The organism is Mucilaginibacter sp. P4_A11 (genome assembly GCF_056402535.1).
On record NZ_JBFUHE010000001.1, the window covers coordinates 153431 to 173725 of the forward strand.

17 protein-coding genes are annotated in these 20295 nt (G+C 44.1%); 10 read left to right on the top strand and 7 right to left on the bottom strand.

The genetic code is table 11. The features are described from left to right. The first annotated feature begins 94 nt into the window (after window positions 1-94). The 6 genes from AC1DUD_RS00710 to AC1DUD_RS00735 all read left to right on the top strand — a co-directional run bounded on the left by AC1DUD_RS00710 (window position 95) and on the right by AC1DUD_RS00735 (window position 5776). Window positions 95-1186: a ligase-associated DNA damage response exonuclease gene (locus AC1DUD_RS00710; protein ID WP_477370174.1), complete on the top strand. Its 1092-nt coding sequence runs from the start codon at window positions 95-97 to the stop codon at window positions 1184-1186. After that, window positions 1183-2799, top strand: coding sequence for an ATP-dependent DNA ligase (locus AC1DUD_RS00715; RefSeq protein WP_477370177.1), 1617 nt, complete (start codon window positions 1183-1185; stop codon window positions 2797-2799). Before AC1DUD_RS00710 ends, AC1DUD_RS00715 begins: the two co-directional genes overlap by 4 nt. A gap of 57 nt (window positions 2800-2856) precedes the next feature. Continuing rightward, window positions 2857-3318: a MaoC family dehydratase gene (locus AC1DUD_RS00720; RefSeq protein WP_477370180.1), complete on the top strand. Its 462-nt coding sequence runs from the start codon at window positions 2857-2859 to the stop codon at window positions 3316-3318. A 150-nt stretch (window positions 3319-3468) separates the two neighbouring features. After that, the gene (locus AC1DUD_RS00725) at window positions 3469-4368 is read left to right on the top strand and encodes a LysR substrate-binding domain-containing protein (RefSeq protein ID WP_477370183.1); all 900 of its coding nucleotides are present in this window, start codon (window positions 3469-3471) and stop codon (window positions 4366-4368) included. A 77-nt stretch (window positions 4369-4445) separates the two neighbouring features. Continuing rightward, on the top strand, window positions 4446-5456 hold the full coding sequence (locus AC1DUD_RS00730; RefSeq protein ID WP_477370186.1) for an NAD(P)/FAD-dependent oxidoreductase: 1011 nt from the start codon (window positions 4446-4448) through the stop codon (window positions 5454-5456). Window positions 5457-5458: 2 nt separating this feature from the next. Then, complete coding sequence (locus AC1DUD_RS00735) at window positions 5459-5776, top strand: 2Fe-2S iron-sulfur cluster-binding protein (RefSeq protein ID WP_477370189.1); 318 nt, start codon at window positions 5459-5461, stop codon at window positions 5774-5776. Window positions 5777-6056: 280 nt separating this feature from the next. Here the strand turns inward: AC1DUD_RS00735 and bshC are convergent, their stop codons facing one another. The 6 genes from bshC to rpmB all read right to left on the bottom strand — a co-directional run bounded on the left by bshC (window position 6057) and on the right by rpmB (window position 11161). Then, window positions 6057-7673 carry a bacillithiol biosynthesis cysteine-adding enzyme BshC gene (bshC, locus tag AC1DUD_RS00740; RefSeq protein ID WP_477370192.1) on the bottom strand — a complete coding sequence of 539 codons (1617 nt, stop codon included), beginning with the start codon at window positions 7671-7673 and terminating at the stop codon, window positions 6057-6059. Window positions 7674-7808: 135 nt separating this feature from the next. Next, a complete protein-coding gene (rimO, locus tag AC1DUD_RS00745; RefSeq protein WP_477370195.1) occupies window positions 7809-9143 on the bottom strand; it encodes a 30S ribosomal protein S12 methylthiotransferase RimO in 1335 nt (444 codons plus the stop codon). A gap of 108 nt (window positions 9144-9251) precedes the next feature. Continuing rightward, a complete protein-coding gene (gene ftsY, locus AC1DUD_RS00750) occupies window positions 9252-10217 on the bottom strand; it encodes a signal recognition particle-docking protein FtsY (protein WP_477370198.1) in 966 nt (321 codons plus the stop codon). Between the two features lie 185 nt (window positions 10218-10402). After that, on the bottom strand, window positions 10403-10567 hold the full coding sequence (locus AC1DUD_RS00755; protein ID WP_022830074.1) for a DUF4295 domain-containing protein: 165 nt from the start codon (window positions 10565-10567) through the stop codon (window positions 10403-10405). 95 nt (window positions 10568-10662) lie between these two features. Further along, on the bottom strand, window positions 10663-10845 hold the full coding sequence (gene rpmG, locus AC1DUD_RS00760; RefSeq protein WP_022830075.1) for a 50S ribosomal protein L33: 183 nt from the start codon (window positions 10843-10845) through the stop codon (window positions 10663-10665). 82 nt (window positions 10846-10927) lie between these two features. Further along, window positions 10928-11161, bottom strand: a complete 234-nt coding sequence (rpmB, locus tag AC1DUD_RS00765; RefSeq protein WP_022830076.1) for a 50S ribosomal protein L28 — start codon at window positions 11159-11161, stop codon at window positions 10928-10930. Between the two features lie 487 nt (window positions 11162-11648). On the opposite strand from rpmB, the gene acs reads away from it, so the two are divergent. After that, entirely contained in the window at window positions 11649-13577 is a 1929-nt protein-coding gene (gene acs / locus AC1DUD_RS00770) for an acetate--CoA ligase (RefSeq protein WP_477371794.1), read from the top strand. Window positions 13578-13583: 6 nt separating this feature from the next. Here acs and AC1DUD_RS00775 read toward each other — a convergent pair whose 3' ends face one another. Beyond that, complete coding sequence (locus AC1DUD_RS00775) at window positions 13584-14900, bottom strand: amino acid permease (RefSeq protein WP_477370204.1); 1317 nt, start codon at window positions 14898-14900, stop codon at window positions 13584-13586. A 199-nt stretch (window positions 14901-15099) separates the two neighbouring features. Here AC1DUD_RS00775 and AC1DUD_RS00780 point away from each other — a divergent pair, with 199 nt between their 5' ends. From AC1DUD_RS00780 to AC1DUD_RS00790, 3 genes are all read left to right on the top strand, one after another. After that, window positions 15100-16845, top strand: coding sequence for a PQQ-dependent sugar dehydrogenase (locus tag AC1DUD_RS00780; RefSeq protein ID WP_477370207.1), 1746 nt, complete (start codon window positions 15100-15102; stop codon window positions 16843-16845). Window positions 16846-16910: 65 nt separating this feature from the next. Next, window positions 16911-18581: a tetratricopeptide repeat protein gene (locus AC1DUD_RS00785; RefSeq protein ID WP_477370210.1), complete on the top strand. Its 1671-nt coding sequence runs from the start codon at window positions 16911-16913 to the stop codon at window positions 18579-18581. A 115-nt stretch (window positions 18582-18696) separates the two neighbouring features. Then, complete coding sequence (locus AC1DUD_RS00790) at window positions 18697-20295, top strand: S8 family peptidase (RefSeq protein WP_477370213.1); 1599 nt, start codon at window positions 18697-18699, stop codon at window positions 20293-20295.

Consider the following 20295-nt stretch of genomic DNA (forward strand, 5'->3'; position numbering starts at 1 on the left):
CCCTATGCTTTTAAGTTCACCTCAGACTTAAGACAAGCTCCCCCTTTACGGGGCCGAGGGGCAAACTAATTTGCTTATCAGTAGTTTATACATCATGGCTAAAAAACCGCTGCTTGAGTTTACTGATAGAGGGATTTACTGTGCGAAGGGGAAATTTTATATCGACCCATGGAAACCGGTTGATGATGCCGTAATTACCCATGCCCATGCCGATCATGCTTACGTGGGGCATAAACATTATTTAGCCCATCATCTCTCACGCGAGGTGCTGCTGTACCGCCTTGGCGAGATCAACCTGCAAACTGTGGAATATGGTGAAACCGTGATGAAAAACGGTGTAAGCGTTTCCCTGTATCCTGCCGGGCATGTAATTGGCTCCGCACAGATCCGTATTGAATACAAGGGCGAAGTTTGGGTAGTCTCCGGCGATTACAAGGTAGAGGATGATGGGATCTCTACGCCTTTTGAACCGGTTAAATGCCATCACTTTATTTCCGAATGTACATTTGGGATGCCGGTTTATCAATGGAAGCCGCAAGTAGAAACTTTTAACGAGATCAATAACTGGTGGCGCGGAAATCTACACAACGGGGTGCCCACCGTGCTGGTAGGCTATTCGTTAGGGAAAGCCCAGCGTATTCTGCAAAACCTCGATCTGTTTAACGGCAAAGTTTACACCCACGGCGTTATCGAAAATACCAACGAAGCCCTGCGCCGCAACGGCGTATTGTTAAACCCAACGGAAAGGATCACGCAGGAAAGCTCAAAAGAAGAAGTGCGCAAAGGTATCATCATAGCGCCGCCATCATCAGTAGGTACGCCCTGGATGCGGAAATTTCAGCCTTATAGTTTTGGTTATTGCTCTGGATGGATGGCTATCCGTGGGGCCAAGCGCCGCCGCGCTGCCGACAGGGGCTTTGTCCTCTCTGATCATGCCGATTGGGATGGCCTCATCAGTGCTATTGATGCCACCGGCTGCGAAAGCGTTTACCTCACCCACGGTTACACTGCAACATTTTCAAGATATTTAAATGAGATAGGTTTTGATGCGCATGAGGTGCATACTTTATATGGCGGCGAGGAGGAAGAAAACCCCTCCAACTTACCCGAAGGAGAGGCTTCAAGCGCTGAAGAACAGGGAAAGAAAATCCTCTCCCCAGGGGAGGATTTAGGAGGGGTGTTATGAAAGCCTTCGCCCAACTCTTTCTCTCGCTTGATGAAACCAACAAAACCAACGAGAAGGTTAAAGTACTGAAAGACTACTTTAACGCCGTACCCGATACCGACAAAATGCACATGCTTGCCCTGTTTACCGGCCGGCGGCCGAAACGGCAGATCAACTCTACCCTGGTACGTAACTGGGCCGTTGAAGCATCGCACATCCCTGCCTGGTTGTTTGAGGAAAGCTATCACGTTGTGGGGGATCTCGCAGAAACCATGGCCCTGCTCATGCCCCAAAGCAATGAAAGCAGCAGTAAAACCCTTACCGAATGGATAGCCGAGATCAATAACCTCAATGATAAAACAGAAGAGCAAAAAAAGGAATGGCTGCTGGAATCATGGGCCATGCTTGATAGCCAGGAGCGTTTTGTGTTTAACAAACTGCTTACCGGCAGCTTCAGGGTTGGGGTATCGCAAAATTTAGTGATTAAAGCGCTGGCCGATATTTCCGGGTTGGAACCTGCCGCGCTAACCCATCGGATCATGGGAAGCTGGTTACCCGAAACCTACCAGTTTTCGCAATTAATGGAGGAACAGGATGCCGCTGCAAATATCTCCCGTCCCTACCCTTTCTTCCTGGCCTATCCCATCCAGGAAACATCCGAGAAACAAAAAACGCCCGCCGAAGTAGGTATCGCCCTCGGCGATGCCGCCGACTGGCAGGCCGAGTGGAAATGGGACGGCATTCGTGCGCAAATGATAAAGCGGGGTGGCGAAATATTTATCTGGAGCAGGGGCGAGGACCTTGCTACCGAAAAGTTTCCCGAACTGCACCCTTTCCTGAATGCCCTGCCCGATGGTACTGTGATTGACGGGGAGATCCTTAGTTTTCAAAATGGGCTACCAATGCCTTTTAATGTGCTGCAAACGCGTATCGGCAGGAAAAATTTAAGCAAAAAAATCTTAGAAGAAAGTCCTGTAGCCGTTATTGCTTACGACTGCCTGGAATATAACGGCGAAGATATCCGCTATAAAACACAATCCGAAAGGCGGGAAATCCTGGAGCAGATACAATTGCAAACTCAATACCCCGAAATATTCCGCATTTCGGCACTGATTGGGTTTGAAAGCTGGGAGGAGCTCGGCAGCATCAGGGAGCAGTCGCGCGCCATGATAGCCGAGGGGATCATGCTGAAACGTAAAAACGCCGCTTACCAGGTAGGCCGTCGCCGGGGCGACTGGTGGAAATGGAAGATCGATCCGTTATCGGTTGATGCGGTGATGATCTACGCGCAAAAAGGCCATGGCCGAAGGGCCGACCTGTACACCGATTACACGTTTGCCGTTTGGGATGGCGACAAGCTGGTACCGTTTGCCAAAGCCTATTCAGGCTTAACCGACGCAGAGATCAACAAGGTTGATTATTTTATAAAACGTAATACTATCGAAAAATTTGGCCCGGTACGTACCGTAAAGCCTGAGCTTGTATTTGAGATAGGTTTTGAAGGCATCAATAAATCAACCCGGCATAAATCGGGCATCGCGTTACGTTTTCCGAGGATCCTGCGGTGGCGGCACGATAAACCTAAAGAAGAAGCCGATACACTGGAAAGTCTGAAAGCTTTACTGGGCGAATAAAGCGTTAGATTTTATACCTTTGGCGCTTCAAAAGACCCTAACTATTAATAACCCAATATGATTGTAATCAGTAATTTCCAGGAGTTTGAACAGCAGGTTGGTAACGACCTTGGTGTTTCATCATGGCACACCATCACCCAGGAGCAGATCAACAAATTTGCGGATGCAACCCTTGACCACCAATGGATCCATACCGACCCTGAAAGGGCCAAAACCGAGAGCCCTTTTAAATCAACTATAGCGCATGGCTATCTTACGCTATCGCTGATCCCTTACCTGTGGAAAGAGATCGTAAAGATCGAAAACCTGAAAATGGAAATTAACTACGGTATCGAAAACCTGCGTTTTGCCCAACCGGTATTGGTTGATAACGAAGTGCGGTTAAAAGTTAAATTGGCCGGTTTGCTTAATCTTCGCGGTGTTATCAAAGCTACCATGGCCATCGAACTCGAAATAAAAGATCAGCGCAAACCCGCCTTTGCCGGCGACGTTGTGTTTTTATACCATTTTATTGGATAAGGACAGTCTAAATATTATAAATGGGTGTTTAAATCTGAAGACTTACGAAGTTTTTAAAACTTCGTAAGTCTGGATTATGGATAGGTGCAAAGCAATGACTTGCCACGTAAGCCTGTGGAATAATTAGCCTTTTATTCCTAAATTGCCTCAATGATATTTGATTTCAGGCTGAAGGTTTTCTATACGGTTGCACAGCGTTTGAGCTTTACCAAGGCTGCATCCGAACTGTTTATTACCCAGCCTGCTGTTACCAAACACATTAAAGAACTGGAACACCAGTTAAGCCAGCAGTTGTTTAAACGTAATGGTAATAACATCGCCCTTACCACTGCCGGTAAAATTCTTGAGAAGTATGCCGAAAAGATCTTTCAAACCTATACTGATCTTGAAACTGAACTGGCACAACTTAACAACCTGGAAGCCGGTACGCTACATATTGGGGCCAGCACTACAGTAGCACAAACCATTTTGCCCAAGCTGCTGGCCATGTTTAAAAAAACATACCCCAAAGTTACCTTCAATTTTATCCAGGCCAATACCGACCAGATCTCGCAACTGGTGCTGGCCGAAAAAATAGATATTGCCATTGTAGAGGGAGCAGCCCATTCGCCGCAATTATCCTATACCGATTTTATTAAGGATGAGATTGTATTGGTAACCAGCGCTAACAATAAGTTATCGAAAAAGGCAGAGATCACACCTAAACAATTACCGGCTATTCCACTGGTTTTAAGAGAAGCCGGATCGGGTACGCTGGATGTTATTTTTAATGCACTTGCCGGTGTACAGATCAACCCTAAAGATCTTAATATCGAGATCCAGCTGGAGAGCAGTATCGCCATAAAGCAATACCTTTTATACTCAGAAACAGCTACATTCCTTTCCATTCAATCGGTAGTGAGCGAATTAAAATACAATGAGCTCACCATTATTGATGTGAAAGGATTGGAGATCTTCCGCACGTTCCAGTTCATACAGCTGCATGGTAAACACAGCAAACTGATCGAACTTTTTAAACGTTTTTGCCTCGCCAGTTATAACTTAAAGTAATCACGTATTACTTTATATCATTTGATTACCAGTTGCTTTAGCCGCAAATTTGAGTGCTGAATCAAAGGCGATCATACATGGAACAAATTACTACCGATATCTGCATTATAGGCGCTGGGCCTGTTGGTTTATTTGCTGTTTTTGAAGCTGGTCTGCTCAAAATGCGCTGCCATCTTATTGATGTGCTACCGCAGGTTGGTGGTCAGCTTTCCGAAATTTATCCACACAAACCAATCTATGATATTCCTGGTTATCCAGATGTTACCGCACAGCAACTGGTAGATAACCTGATGGTACAGATAGTTCCATTTCATCCAACCTTTAGTTTGGGTGAGCGAGTGGAAAACCTACAACGTAATCATGACGGCTCCTACAATATCATCACCAATGATGGTACAGTTGTTCATTGCCAGGTAGTAGTAATTGCCGGTGGCCTCGGCTGCTTTGAGCCCCGTAAACCGGAAATTGACCGTCTCACCGATTTTGAAGGCAAAGGCGTAGCATATATGGTGAAGAACCCCGAGCATTTCCGCAATAAAAAAGTGGTGCTGGCCGGTGGTGGTGATTCTGCACTTGACTGGGCCATTTTTCTGAGCAACGTAGCCGAGCGTGTTACCCTTGTACACAGGGGCGATACTTTCCGCGGCGCACCTGACAGTGCCGAAAAAGTATTTGAACTGGCAAGGGAAGGTAAAATTGACCTCATCCTGAAATCAAATGTGGTTGCTTTAACTGGTGATGACCGTTTGCAAGAAATTACCCTGCTTGATCGTGATCAGCAGGTAAGTCATATCGAAGCGGACCACCTGATTCCGCTTTTCGGTCTTAGCCCTAAGCTTGGCCCTATTGCCGATTGGGGACTGAATATAGATAAGTCAGCAATAGCGGTAAATACTGTCGATTACAGTACCAACATTGAGCGTATTTATGCCATTGGCGATATCAACACCTATCCGGGCAAACTTAAGCTGATATTATGCGGATTTCACGAGGGTGCATTGATGGCTCAAAGTGCATTTAAATATGTTTACCCCGAGCAAAAATTGAGTTTTAAATACACCACGGTTTACGGTGTAAGCGCCTTTTAGCCATGATAAATTTAACCATAATTGACCGCGACGGCGGCAGTAAACCCGTTGAAATTCCCGAAGGAATTAACCTGAGTCTGATGGAAGTGCTGAAGGCGTCCGAATATGATATACTGGCCACCTGCGGCGGCATGGCGCTTTGCGCTACGTGCCACGTACAGGTTATTGAAGGGCCTGAAGAATATTTTACTGCTACAGATACTGAACTTGACGTGTTGGATACGCTACCCTATGCCCCGCCAGCCAGTCGGTTGGCCTGCCAAATCAGGATCACTGAGGATATGGATGGTATGGTATTTAAGCTTGTAGGGGAAGAGTAAAGTCTGAAGTCTTTAGTTCAAAGTCTTGGGTAGGGTTTAAAATCTTTGTATTTTGTGTTGCAAGCCCTGTTGCCGGTTTACTATTTTTCTTTCTGGCAGCGGGGTTTCGTTGTTATCATAAGGAAGCAATAGAGCACGCGTCATTGCGAGGCACGGAGCAATCACCTATGAGCAGAGCGGCTTTGCAAGTTACGCTGTACAGTTCGCGATTGCTTCGTGCCTCGCAATGACGAGGTAGAGCTGGGATTACTTCCCGTTGAAGAACTTGACGAGTAAAGATTTACTTCTCCGTCAGCACCGTAAACTTAAAATCAAGCGGGTCAAACAGGCGGATGAGTTCATCAATAAAAGTTTGTCCCCATTTCACATACATCAGACCAAAGTTTTCAGAGCGTTCCTGCAGACTATCTTTCGGGAACAGCTCGGCTTTAACGGCGGTTAGTTGTTCTAAACGCACACTATAGTTTCTTTTTTCGGCGCGGATGAGCTTCTTTTCGAGGTTATCCATTGCCTTTTTAAGGCGAGCCTGTACGGCCGCAGCCGAAGGAGAAAGTGTAGGATCGATCTTGTAAGCGCGAAGCTTTATTTTCTCGAACAGGCTTTCCATTTCGCGCCATTCTTCGGCAATGCTCAGGTTATGGCCGCTGTGTTTTTTGATCCAGTAAGTTTGCAGGGCATCGCTTTGTTTAAACAGGTCGATGGCATCAAGGTTCATGCGTTCAACTTTGGCAGCCTGTTCTTTTTTGATCACCAATGCAGAGTTGCGGAGGATCAGGATAGGAAAATCAATTTTATAATGATCAAAGTTCGATTTCAGTTCCAGCCAGTAAACTACTTCTGCGCCACCGCCAATGTAAGCTATGTTGGGCAAAATACATTCCTGGTACAGCGGGCGCATCACCACATTAGGGCTAAAGCGTTCCGGGTATTCTGCTATCTCTTTTTTAAGCTCGGCTTCGGTAAACTTTATCTCTGTATTGAGAACCTGGTAGCTGTCATTTTCAAAAACTAGCCTTTCACGAAGCTGCTCTTTCAGGTAAAAAAAATTGATCTCGCGCGGGTTAACCTGGATATGCACACCAAGCTCATGAAGCTTCTGGTTAGTTTCGCTGATGTTTTTAAAACTATGCTGCCCTATAATGTCCTGCTCAATAATGGTGGCGAATTGTTTCTTTAACTCATGATCATCGGCATCGATGATCACCAAACCATATTGGCCAAACAAAGAGTTAACCAGGTAACGGGTTGCATCTGCCAACTTATCAAATTTAGTATAAGCTGTTTCAACAATTTCGGCAAGGTCGATAGCATGGCCTTCCATGCCTAAAACGCCCTTATACTGGTTAAGTGCCTGGCGAATACTCACCGGGTCGATACGACCTGTTGCTCCTGAGGCCTCATACCACCAGTGTACTTTTTTACCGCCTATGTTAGTATAGTTGATCTCGGCGAAGTCGTGATCTTCGCTGGCCATCCAGTAAACAGGAACAAAATTCTTATCAGGGTGAGCAGCCTTGAGTTGTCGTGCCAGTTTAATGGCGGTAGCAATTTTATAAAGGAAATACAAAGGCCCCGCGAAGATATTCAACTGGTGCCCAGTTGTAATGGTATATGTGTTATCAAGCTTTAAAAGCTCCAGGTTTTGAGCAGTAAGCGCGGTTGAGTAAGTACATAGCTTACCGGGCTCTTTGCCTAAACATTCGTACTGCTTAGTTAAAACACGTACCAGCACCTCGCGGTCAGCAACAACCTTCTTGTTTTTTAAAAACTCAGCAAAGCCGGCCATATCAGGGCGGTACCCAAAAAAGGGTTGTAGTTCAGCACGGTTTTCAATGTATTCGGTAACTGTGTGCGAAAAAAAACCGGTGTCTTTATAACTTATGCAGGAAGCGTCCATGTTTATCTTTGATTTGGGATGTTCGATCTCGGATTTAACCCTAAAACAAAACACCAGCAAATAAATAATTTAAATGCTGGTGTCGAAATTAGATTATATATCGCAAATCGCTTAACAGCAAGCTGCAAATTACTATTATTTTACAATTTGTCCATAAAGGTCAAAGTCTTCGGCGCTGTCTATCTTCACGTTAACAAAGCTTCCAACGGTAGCGTAATCAACACTGGCATCAATTAAAACTTCATTGTCAACCTCCGGCGAATCAAATTCGGTACGGCCAACAAAGTAGCCGCCATCCTTCTTGTCGATCAACACTTTGTAGGTATTGCCAATCTTTTCCTGGTTTTTATCGAAAGAAATGCCTTGCTGAATTTCCATTATAGCATCGGCACGCTCCTGTTTTACTTCTTCAGGCACATCATCAATTAAACTATGCGCATGTGTTTTTTCTTCGTGCGAATAAGTGAAACAGCCCAGGCGGTCGAATTTAGTATCTTCAACCCATTGTGCCATCTCTTCAAAATCCTGCTGGGTTTCGCCGGGATAACCGGTGATCAGCGTGGTACGCATTGCTATACCCGGTACTTTATCGCGGATCTCGTTTACAATATCAATAGTTTTCTGCTTGGTGATACCACGACGCATTGATTTCAGCATATTATCAGTAATGTGCTGCAACGGCATATCCAGGTACTTGCAGATGTTTTCGCGCTCATTCATCACATCCAGAATCTCCATCGGGAACCCTGAAGGATAAGCATACTGCAATCTGATCCACTCAATACCATTCACGTCAGATAAACGGCGAAGCAGTTCATCAAGGTTACGTTTACCGTATAGATCAAGACCGTAATAGGTCAAATCCTGTGCAATCAGGATTAGTTCCTTTGTGCCGTTTTTAGCAAGCTTCTTTGCATCTTCAACCAACTGTTCAATTGGTGAACTCAGGTGCTTGCCACGCATCAGAGGGATAGCGCAAAATGAGCAGGGGCGGTTACAGCCTTCAGCAATTTTGAAATATGCAAAATGCGAAGGGGTAGTTAATAATCGCTCGCCAATGAGCTCATGCTTGTAGTTAGCTCCTACAGAAGCTAATAGGTTCTGCAGATCATTGGTACCAAAATAGGCATCAACATTGGTAATTTCGGCTTCAAGCTCGGGTTTGTAGCGTTCGCTCAGGCAACCGGTTACAATTACCTTGCCTACCTTGCCTTGTTCTTTTAGCTCGCTGTATTGTAAAATAGTATCAATAGATTCCTGCTTGGCATTATCAATAAAGCCGCAGGTGTTAATTACAATAATATCATTTTTGCCTACCTTATCGGCCTCATGCACCACATCAAACTGGTTGCCCTTCAACTGGCCCATCAATATCTCCGAATCGTAAATATTTTTTGAACAGCCTAACGTAACCACGTTTACACGGGGTTTGGCTATCTTTTTGGGCTTATCTAATTCTTTCGTCCTCATACTCTATAAAATCGTCATTGCGAGGTACGAAGCAATCCCCGACTTACAGAGCGAATCTGCATAGTTTGGGATTGCTTCGTACCTCGCAATGACGCGTTTTTTATGTCTTTATTGTTTAAATAACGAATCCACAAACGCCTGCCTGTCAAATAGCTGCAAGTGATCCACACCTTCGCCTACACCTATATATTTCACCGGGATCTTGAACTGATCTGATATACCAATTACAACACCGCCTTTGGCTGTGCCATCAAGCTTGGTAAGTGCTAATGCATTTACGTTGGTAGCCTCGGTAAACTGCTTACATTGCTCAATCGCATTTTGACCGGTTGAAGCATCCAACACCAGCAATATCTCATGCGGGGCACCGGGGATCACCTTTTGCATTACGTTCTTGATCTTGGTAAGCTCGTTCATTAAACCAACTTTATTATGCAAACGACCGGCAGTATCAATAATAGCCACATCATCTCCATTGGCAACTGCCGAGCGCAGGGTATCATAAGCAACAGAAGCCGGGTCCGACCCCATAGCCTGTGCAACAACCTTTACACCAACACGCTCACCCCACAGTTTAATCTGGTCTACCGCTGCTGCACGGAAGGTATCGGCAGCGCCTAATACCACCTGGTTACCGGCTTGCTTAAGCTTGTGGGCCAGTTTGCCTATGGTAGTGGTTTTACCTACGCCATTAACGCCAACAACCATAATTACATATGGTTTATGATCGCCGTATTCAAAATTGCGGAAGTCGTTGCTGTTGTTTTCGGCAAGCAGCTGCTGAATTTCATCTTTCAACAGGGTGTTCAGCTCGTTGGTGCTTACGTATTTATCGCGGGCAACGCGGGCCTGGATCCTGTCGATGATCTTGAGTGTGGTGCTTACGCCAACGTCGGATGTAACCAGGATCTCTTCCAGTTCATCAAGCACATCATCATCAACGGTTGATTTACCGGCGATGGCTTTGGTGATCTTTGAAAAAAAGTTATCCTTGGTTTTTTCCAAACCGGTATCAAGCGCCTGCTGGTCTTGCTGCGTATTTTCCTTTTTCTTAAAAAAATCAAATAATCCCATGGTGATCAGAATTTTCAGAATTATAGAATTTTCTGAATTTAAATATGTTTTCAGAAATATCAGATATTAATTTAAACAGCATTCTGTCAATTTATTAATTCTGTAAATTCTGATTCAGACAACATCTAACAAAAAAAGCCCTCTCGTAAAAACAAGACGGCTTCAATATTTTAATCAAAAGATGATTAGATAGTTTTACCTGCAATTGCATCCTTAACTAAATCGTTAGGGACAATTTGGGTTTTGAATGAATAAGCACCGGTTTTAGGTGATTTATTCATAGTGATCACTTTTGAATATTCTTTGCCTTTACCTGCTACTTTCAGGGTTGCAACTACTTTCTTTGCCATTTCTTGTTAATTTTTTGAATTAGTGAATGATTTAATTAGCAAGTTAATTGTTGTTAGCATGTTAACCTAATCAACCAATCAACTTCATCAACCAATTATTTTATCTCTTTGTGAACAGTTACTTTACGTAAAACAGGGTTGAATTTTTTCAACTCTAATCTTTCGGTAGTGTTTTTCTTGTTCTTAGTGGTGATATAGCGAGACATGCCTGGCATACCGCTTGTTTTGTGTTCGGTGCATTCTAAAATCACCTGAACCCTGTTGCCTTTTTTTGCCATTTTATTTTTATGTTGTACGTGTAACCTCGCGGCTTACGCAATTTTTCAATTTTATTATACTGCTAAACTTGAAAGCCAACTACTAAATGTAGCCTTTTTTAACAAATTTATTGATGCAGGCGGTAATACCGTTTTTGCTGATAGTTTTCACAGCAGAAGTAGATACCTTTAAGGTAATCCATTTATCTTCTTCAGGAATATAAAACTTTTTAAGTTTCAAGTTAGGATGAAACCTGCGTTTTGTTTTAACGTTTGAGTTTGAAACGTTGTTACCTACGATAGATCCTTTTCCTGTTAGATCACAAATTCTTGACATGACAAATATTTTTAATTATCAACCCTTTATCCAAAAAGAGTTTGCAAATATCAGACTTTTAAACCAAATATTCAATAGTGATTTGAAAAATTTTCAAAAAAGATTTTTGATGATGCCAGACACCTATCTAATTAGTTAATAACAGGTTATTTTTTCTTGTGTTTGCTATTGTCTGAACTCGAATTTATGGAATTTCGTGAATTGACAGAATGCTAAACAAATTCCATAAATTCGAGTTCAGACAATAGCCATCGCACGCTGTGGACATTCCACTTCTATTCCTAACGCGGCCACCGCATCAACCCAATAACAATACCAAAATATAGAGCCGTTATTCGTTCAATCGCTACTTCTTAAAAAAATTTAAAAAGTAGCGATTTTAGTTTACACATCGCACATAAATTATTAAATTACGCCCACCATTTAAACCAGTATGAAAGCGTTATAAGCTAAAAGCAAATAAACAATATAAGCGCATAACAGCTTCATCAACCAACCAAACACCAACCAACCGATGAAAATTACATCATTTGAAGAGTACAAAAAAGTTTACCAGCAAAGTGTTGAGCAGCCCGAACAATTCTGGGCCGGCATTGCCGATAATTTTTTATGGCAAAAAAAGTGGGACACCGTATTGGACTGGAACTTTAAGGAGCCTAAGATCAAATGGTTCCAGGGGGCAAAACTCAATATTACCGAAAACTGCCTCGACCGTCACCTGGAGACCCTTGGCGATAAACCGGCCATCATCTGGGAACCCAACGACCCGGAAGAAGATCACCGTATATTAACGTACCGTCAGCTTCATGATAAAGTTTGCCAGTTTGCCAACGTGCTTAAAAACAACGGTGCTAAAAAAGGTGATCGTGTTTGTATCTATATGCCTATGATCCCCGAGCTGGCCATTGCTGTTTTAGCTTGTGCCCGTATCGGCGCCATCCACTCGGTAGTATTTGGTGGTTTTTCGGCGCAGTCTATTGCTGATAGGATCAATGACGCTGAATGTAACATTGTGATCACCTGCGACGGGGGCAAACGAGGCACTAAAGAAGTACCTCTTAAAACTGTAATTGATGATGCTTTGGTACAATGCCGTTCGGTTAAAAAAGTAATTGTACTTACCCGTAGCCGTACACCGGTTTCCATGATCAAAGGCCGTGATGTTTGGTGGGAAGATGAAATTAAGAAAGTTGAAACACAAGGTAACCCAAGCTGCCCAGCCGAAGTTATGGACGCCGAAGATATGCTGTTTATCCTGTACACTTCAGGCTCAACCGGTAAACCGAAGGGTGTGGTTCATACCTGCGGCGGTTATATGGTTTATGCAGGTTATACTTTTGCCAACGTATTCCAGTACAATCAGGGCGAGGTATATTTTTGTACTGCAGATATCGGCTGGATCACCGGTCATTCATATATAGTATATGGTCCGCTTTCGCAGGGGGCTACTACATTAATGTTTGAAGGTATCCCAACGTTCCCTGATTGTGGCCGTTTCTGGGAGATTGTTGATAAGTTTAAAGTAAACATATTATATACCGCGCCAACGGCTATCCGCTCGTTAATGAGCTTTGGGCTTGATCAGGTAAAAAATAAAGATCTCAGCTCGCTTAAAAAATTAGGCTCGGTAGGCGAACCTATTAATGAAGAAGCATGGCACTGGTTTGATGATAACATCGGAAAAAACCGTTGCCCTATTGTTGATACCTGGTGGCAAACTGAAAATGGCGGTATCATGATCTCGCCTATTGCCGGCATCACCCCAACCAAACCGGGTTATGCTACGCTGCCTTTACCGGGTGTACAGCCTGTTTTAGTTGACGAAAACGGACAGGTGATTGAAGGTAACGGCGTAAGCGGAAATCTTTGTATCAAATTCCCATGGCCGGGTATGCTGCGCACCACTTATGGTGACCATGAACGCTGCCGTACTACATACTTCGCTACTTACGAAAACATGTATTTTACCGGTGATGGTTGCTTACGCGATCAGGATGGTTATTACCGCATTACCGGGCGCGTAGATGATGTATTGAACGTATCCGGTCACCGTATAGGTACTGCCGAAGTGGAGAACGCCATTAATATGCACAGCAGCGTGGTTGAATCGGCAGTGGTTGGTTATCCGCACGATATTAAAGGACAGGGTGTTTATGCCTACGTGGTGAGCCCGGATAAGCACGGCGATGAAGAGATCACCCGCAAGGATATCATCATGACGGTATCGCGGATCATCGGGCCTATAGCCAAACCGGATAAGATCCAGTTTGTGACCGGTTTGCCAAAAACACGTTCGGGCAAGATCATGCGTCGTATTTTACGCAAGATTGCAGAAGGCGATACTTCAAACCTTGGCGATACCAGTACCCTGCTTGATCCATCGGTAGTTGACGAGATCAAAGCCGGAGCATTATAATAAAAACTACTTCGCATTTTTTCTGAATGCGGCCCAAACATAAAACGGGATGCCGGCCATAAGCAGTAGGAAGCCATAATATACTGCCTCCTGTCCGGCTCCCGCAATGGCCCAAAGCGAATAGCCAAAAGCCATTATGGCCAGTGCCATAGCTCCTGCCCAACCGCCAGCCTGTGGGGTTTTCCGTACCCTGATAACAAGGTAAGCCGCTGCCGATAATAAATAAGGGATCAAAACGCTCAACAACGAGAGTAGCAGCAGGAACTTAAACTGCGCAACCAGTCCCTTGGTATAATTCATAGTCATGAACAGCGACACCATGATACTGCTGATGATAATACCCATATAAGGTACCCCTTTTTTATTGGTGCGACTGAATATCGGCGGAAAAAGTTTGTCTTTTGAAATAGCGTAAGGCACCTGCCCCTGCAGTAACGTCCACCCGTTGAGCGAGCCGAAAGCAGCAATGGCGATACCAGCACTTACCCAGTACCGGGCGCTGCTGCCGTAGATGATCACCGCCGTATCTGCATAAGGCGTAAGTGACTTTTGCAGTTGCGCTGCCGGGATAATACCGATAACGCTAACACTCCCTAATATATAAATAAAGGTAGTAATGAGCAGCCCCAGCATAGTTGCCCTGGCTACGGTTTTCTCAGGATTTTCCACACTGCCAGATGGAACGGTAGCGCTTTCAATACCGATAAACGCAAACATGGTCATGGTAGCTGTTGCCTGCAAGGCGCCGATAATACTGCCGCCGCTGCTGTTAAAAGGACTAAAGTTTACAGCTTTAATAAAAAACAGGCCACCCACAGCTACCAGCAGCAGCGGTAATACTTTTAAAATGGTGGTAACTAATTGCAGCTTTCCGCCGGTAACAACACCCAATGTATTGATATAAGCCAGTAACCATATGGAACACAAACCGGCAGCCACGGCAATAGCACTGCTGCTGGCCAGCACCGGGAAAAACGTGCTTAAGGCACTTACAAATGATATGGTGATAGCCGCATTGGCACAGGCAACCGCAAGGTAATATCCCCAGGCCACCAAAAAACCGATAAAATCACCCAGTCCATCACGGGTGTACGCATAAGGGCCTCCGGTAGCATGAGGCAGCAATTTGCTCAGGTTGCTGAAAACCTTCGCCAAAAAGAATGACCCTATTGCCGAAAATACCCAGCCCAGCAAGCCGATGCTTCCGAATGAAGCCATAGCCGCCGGCATTAGGAAAATGCCTGCACCTATCATATTGCCAATCACCAGTGAGGTGCTGGTCCACAGGCCTAATTTGTTTTTTTCGGGAAGGATTTCGGACATGGATCTTTGTTTGGCGAAAAGATAGGATTTTTCCGGATAATACGGAGCCCTCCGCACTCTTCAACTTTATGCAATTATAGCCACCTCTCGAATAAAAAATAAGAACCTGCCTAAACATTTACCTGCAAAATTGCTTTTATAGCAGGATGTTGCTTTTTAAGCAATGCTTCCGCATTTAGATAACCTGTTCGGCTCAAAAATGAAAAACAAAACAATTGCTATTGGTATTTTGCTGATCCTGTGCGCACTGTCTGTAATCAGTTTTAAAGATATCGGAAAGAGACTAACGCCGAAGGCAAAGGATACCTCCAATGGCGGCTTATTCCTGCCCGGCAAATTTAAAGCTGTAGTAGTGGTTGATAGCCTGGAGGGCAGAGCAAGGCATATTGCGGTGAATACCAATGGCGATATCTATGTAAAGCTTCGTTTCCCTGATTCTATCGGCGGCAATGTCGCCCTGCGTGATACCAATGGCGATGGGCGTGCGGACCTCATAAAAAAATTTGCCGATTATGAAGATAAGGGCCCCTATGGTACCGGGATGCGGGTACATAAAGGTTACCTGTATTTCAGTTCGGAGGAAAACGTTTATCGCACCAAATTAAACCCGAAATCGCTGATACCCGATGGCCCGCTCGAATTGATCTTGCATGATGCTACCGCCCCACATGAGCATGACGCCAAGCCTCTCGCTTTTGATAATGCCGGACATATGTATGTTGCATTTGGGGCTCCTTCAAACGCCTGCCAGCAGCAAAACAGGGTTCCCGGTTCAAAGGGGATCAAGGGATGTCCATTGTTAAAGCAGTATGGGGGGATCTGGCAATTTGATGAAGCCAAACCTAACCAGGTACAGGCCGATGGGATCCGTTATGCTACCGGTATGCGCAGCGTTGTTGCTATGGACTGGAACACTGCCGACAATTGCCTGTATGTGGTTGCCCACGGCCGTGATGACCTGCGTTTACAGTTCCCTAAAATATTCAGTGCCTGGCAAAGCGCTGTGCTGCCTGCCGAAGAGTTTATTAAAGTAAAAAAGGGTACCGATGTAGGCTGGCCTTACTATTATTATGATCCTATTAAAAAGAAAAAACTCCTGAACCCCGAATATGGCGGCGATGGCATAAAGGCCGGTAATGGTGCTAAATACGCTCAACCTATCATGGCTTTCCCTGCGCATTGGGCACCTAACGATTTGTTTTTTTATACCGGCGATCAATTCCCGGCGAGATATAAAAACGGGGCTTTCATCGCTTTTCATGGCTCAACAAACAGGTCGCCTTACCCACAGGCTGGTTTTTTTGTATGCTTCGTACCCTTTAAAAACGGTAAGCCCACTGGCCAATGGGAAATTTTTGCTGATGGCTTTACCGGCAAAAATACAGTAGTAAGTGTGAGCGATGCTGTTTACCGACCTATGGGATTGGCAATGGGCCCCGATGGTTCGTTATACATCAGCGAAACGGAAGAAGGAAAGATCTGGAAGATCTCCTACGCCGGCAATAAAGCAGGGTTCGGCAAAGCCGAGCTTGCCAAAATGGAGTTGCGTAAAAAACTGCCGGGCTTCAGATTGCCTGATGTGTTGAAAAGCGACCTGCAAACCGGGATGCTAAAAGGTGGTGCTAAAATTTACAATACTTATTGCGCCAACTGTCATCAAAAAAATGGCCGGGGGGATGGTAACATGATCCCGCCGCTCAGCGGGTCGGAATGGGTTACCGGTGGCAAGTTCATGGAGAAAGATTTGGTGATAAGGGTAGTATTGAATGGTTTGGACGGGCCGATCAAAGTAAAGAACCACCCCTACAATAGCGCAATGCCCAAGCATAACTTTTTGAGTGATGCCGACATCGCGGCGGTTCTTACTTACATCCGCAATAATTTTGGCAATAACAGCAGTCTGGTTACAGCGGCTGAGGTTAAAAAGATCAGGGCAGAAAAGTAAAAAGGATTTAAAGCAGGAGCCCATTTTCGTTTTTTAATATTAACCGGATATGTTATTTTTATTGCATGACCTTATCATGTAGATTAATTGTTTTTGGGCTGCTTGTTTTAAGTCCTTTTACCGCCGCTGCTTTGGCTCCTGCTGATACCTCCGGCAAGAAAAGTCCCTCACTAATGGCTACACCTGGCTACCAGATCAGCGATTACGCATCATATTTAAAGGGTGCTATTACCTGCTTCAGGCAGGATAGTGTTGATAAAGGCATGGTGCTGTTATCCAAAAGCATAAAAAATATCAGGATGCAAAAAGATGTAAAGCGGATCATGCCTTACCAGGGATACGAAGTTTTTAGTCTTATTGAAGATATTAACAGCAGCAATCTTTCGCCGGCCGAAACACAACTGGGAAAAGCTTTCTTCAAATTGGTATTTACCACGCAGCCCGGGGATAAAAATGCTGATAATGTTTTGGATGGTTTTTTTAAAAGAGCCCCTAATACCGTTTTTACTAAACGATTAAAATTACTTACTACATCATTTAAAGGAAAATCAGGTGCAAATGCCGAGTTGGGCAGGTTACTAAAGGAAAGTTCCGGCCTTATTTCGGCAAATATCATGAAGGCAGAGATGCTTTTTGATGAAGATAAATACCAGGAATGTATAAAATATTGTAATCAGATAGTAGCTGTATGGCCGCAATATGCCCACGCTTACCAGATGCGTGCCAAGTGTTATTATAACCTTGAGCAACTTGAAAATTCTGCGGTTGATTACGATAAGGCAGTTAATTTTTTTCCAGGTTATTTTGTACTTTATTATGACCGGGCCGAATGCCTGATTGATCTTGAAAAATATAAGGACGCAGTAACCGATCTGAGATTGACACTGCAGCTCAAGCCAAATTATAATTGGACATATTATGAGCTTACAAGGTGCTACAGAAAAATGGATATGCCCGATAGCGCCCTTTATTTTATCAATCAACACATCAATCAAAATACCGATGATGGTGATGGCTACAACCTGAAAGGTGATATTTACTGCGATAGGAACGAATACGAAACAGCTATAAGTCTTTATACACAGGCCATAAACTTAAAACCTGAAAAACGTGTTTTTTATGTTGACCGCGGCGACGCTTATTATTACTTCGATAAACTTGATGATGCTATAAAAGATCTCCAAAAGGCTATTAGTATTGATAAATCATACCCTTTTCCATATGATAGGATAGGCGATTGTTACTATCAGAAAAAAGAATATGAAACAGCTATAACATATCATCAAAAAGCAGTAAAAATCGATCCAACCTATAAATACGCTTACGTGGGGCTTAACTTAAGTTATACTCAATCGGGCAAATACCAGGAAGCTATTGATGCCGCAAAAACGGCCGTAGGTATTGATAGTACTTATGCTACCGCTTTAGGTAACCTGGGGTGGTCAAGTTATTGTGCCGGTAAATTTGATGAATGCATAAAATACTCTTATAAGACATTGAAATATCAGGAGGATGCTACTTATGCCATGTTTAATATAGCACTTGCCACACTTGCAAAAGGCGAAGTAGACAAAGCGAAACAATTGTATATAGGTTTTATAAAAACCTGTAAAGAAAAGAACTATGAGATAAGGGATGGCGCCACCGATGATTTGCGTGCACTGATCAGGAAGAAGGTCCACGTAGAGGAATCAAAGTTTATAATTGAACACATTTTTGAACAAAAGACGGAGTAATAAGAAAATAATTTTCCGAAAAGGTGTTAAAATCACCAACCCCGCACATTTTTTCAACAATTAAAAACCTACTTTAGAGTTTTTGTACCGTATATAACTATTACTGAAAGTATTAATGATCAATAATTTTCCGCTTAAAAAGCTTGTGCTGGTAGCCGGGCTTTGCTTACCTGTATTCACTTATGCACAGGAAGCGCCAAAAACTAAACCTAACTGGCAAAACCTCGATCTTAAAACTGATTCCGTTTTTGGGATCAGTACCGAAAAAGCTTACAACGAACTGCTAAAAGGCAAAAAACACGTTACCGTGCTGGTAGCTGTAATTGATGGCGGTGTTGATGTTAATCATGAGGACCTTAAAAAAGTGATCTGGAATAACCCGAAAGAAATCGCCGGAAATAAAAAGGATGATGACAAAAACGGCTATGCAGATGACATCCATGGATGGGATTTTATAGGTTCGGCAAAGGGCGATGTACATTATGATAACCTGGAGCTTACCCGTCTTGTGCGCATCAACAACACCCGCTTTGCCAATGTTGACAGTACCAAACTTACCGGAAAAGACCTTGCCGATTTTAAAGCATACGGCGCTATGAAAGCCGACATGGACAAACAACTTGCCAAAGCTCAGCAAACATATACCGTCATCAATAAATTCAATACCCTGCTTGATGGCGTACTGGCCAAATTGGGTAATAAAAACCCAAGCCTTGATGATATTAAAAAGTTTGAGCCAAAAGACAATGGCGAAGCCTATGTTAAACGTGTGCTGGAAAGTGCCCTACCCGAGTTTAAGAATGTAGCCGATTTCAGGGAAAAAGAGGTAAACGGGGGCTTAACCCACTTCAAAGAGCAGTTGGATTATCACCTCAACCTTAATTTCAATTCGAGGGATACCGTAGGTGATAACTACAATAACACAAATGAGCGTTTTTATGGCAATAATGATGTAACCGGCCCGGATGCCGACCATGGCACCCACGTTGCGGGTATCATAGGCGCTGTAAGGGATAACAACCTCGGCATTATGGGCGTGGCCAATGATGTAGCCATCATGTCGGTACGTACCGTACCTACGGGCGACGAACGTGATAAAGATGTGGCTAACGCCATTCGTTATGCCGCTGCCAATGGTGCTAAGGTAATCAACATGAGCTTTGGCAAAAGTTATTCGTACGATAAAAAAGCGGTAGATGAGGCCGTAAAATTTGCGTTAAGCAAAGACGTGCTGCTGGTACATGCCGCCGGCAATGACAACAACAATACCGAGGTTGAACTCAACGTTCCTAACCGGGCTTACGAAGATAAAAGCGGTGTGGCAGGTGCATGGATTGAGGTAGGGGCATCAGGCCCTAAAGATGATGAAACGCTGAAAGCATCTTTCTCCAACTATGGCAAAACCAGCGTTGATGTATTTGCACCTGGAGTTGCTATCAATTCAACCACACCAAAATCAACCTATGGCGAGCATGATGGTACCAGTATGGCGGCACCGGTTGTAACCGGCTTAGCCGCGTTGATCCGCTCGTACTATCCTAAACTGACAGCTACTCAGGTTAAGGAGATCATCATGAAATCGGTAGTGAAAATATCACATAATGTTGTGATTACAGATGGCGATACTAAAAAAGAGGTTCCGTTTGCTGATATTTGTGTAACCGGCGGTGTTGTTAATGCTTATAACGCGCTTCAGCTGGCTGCCACTTATTAG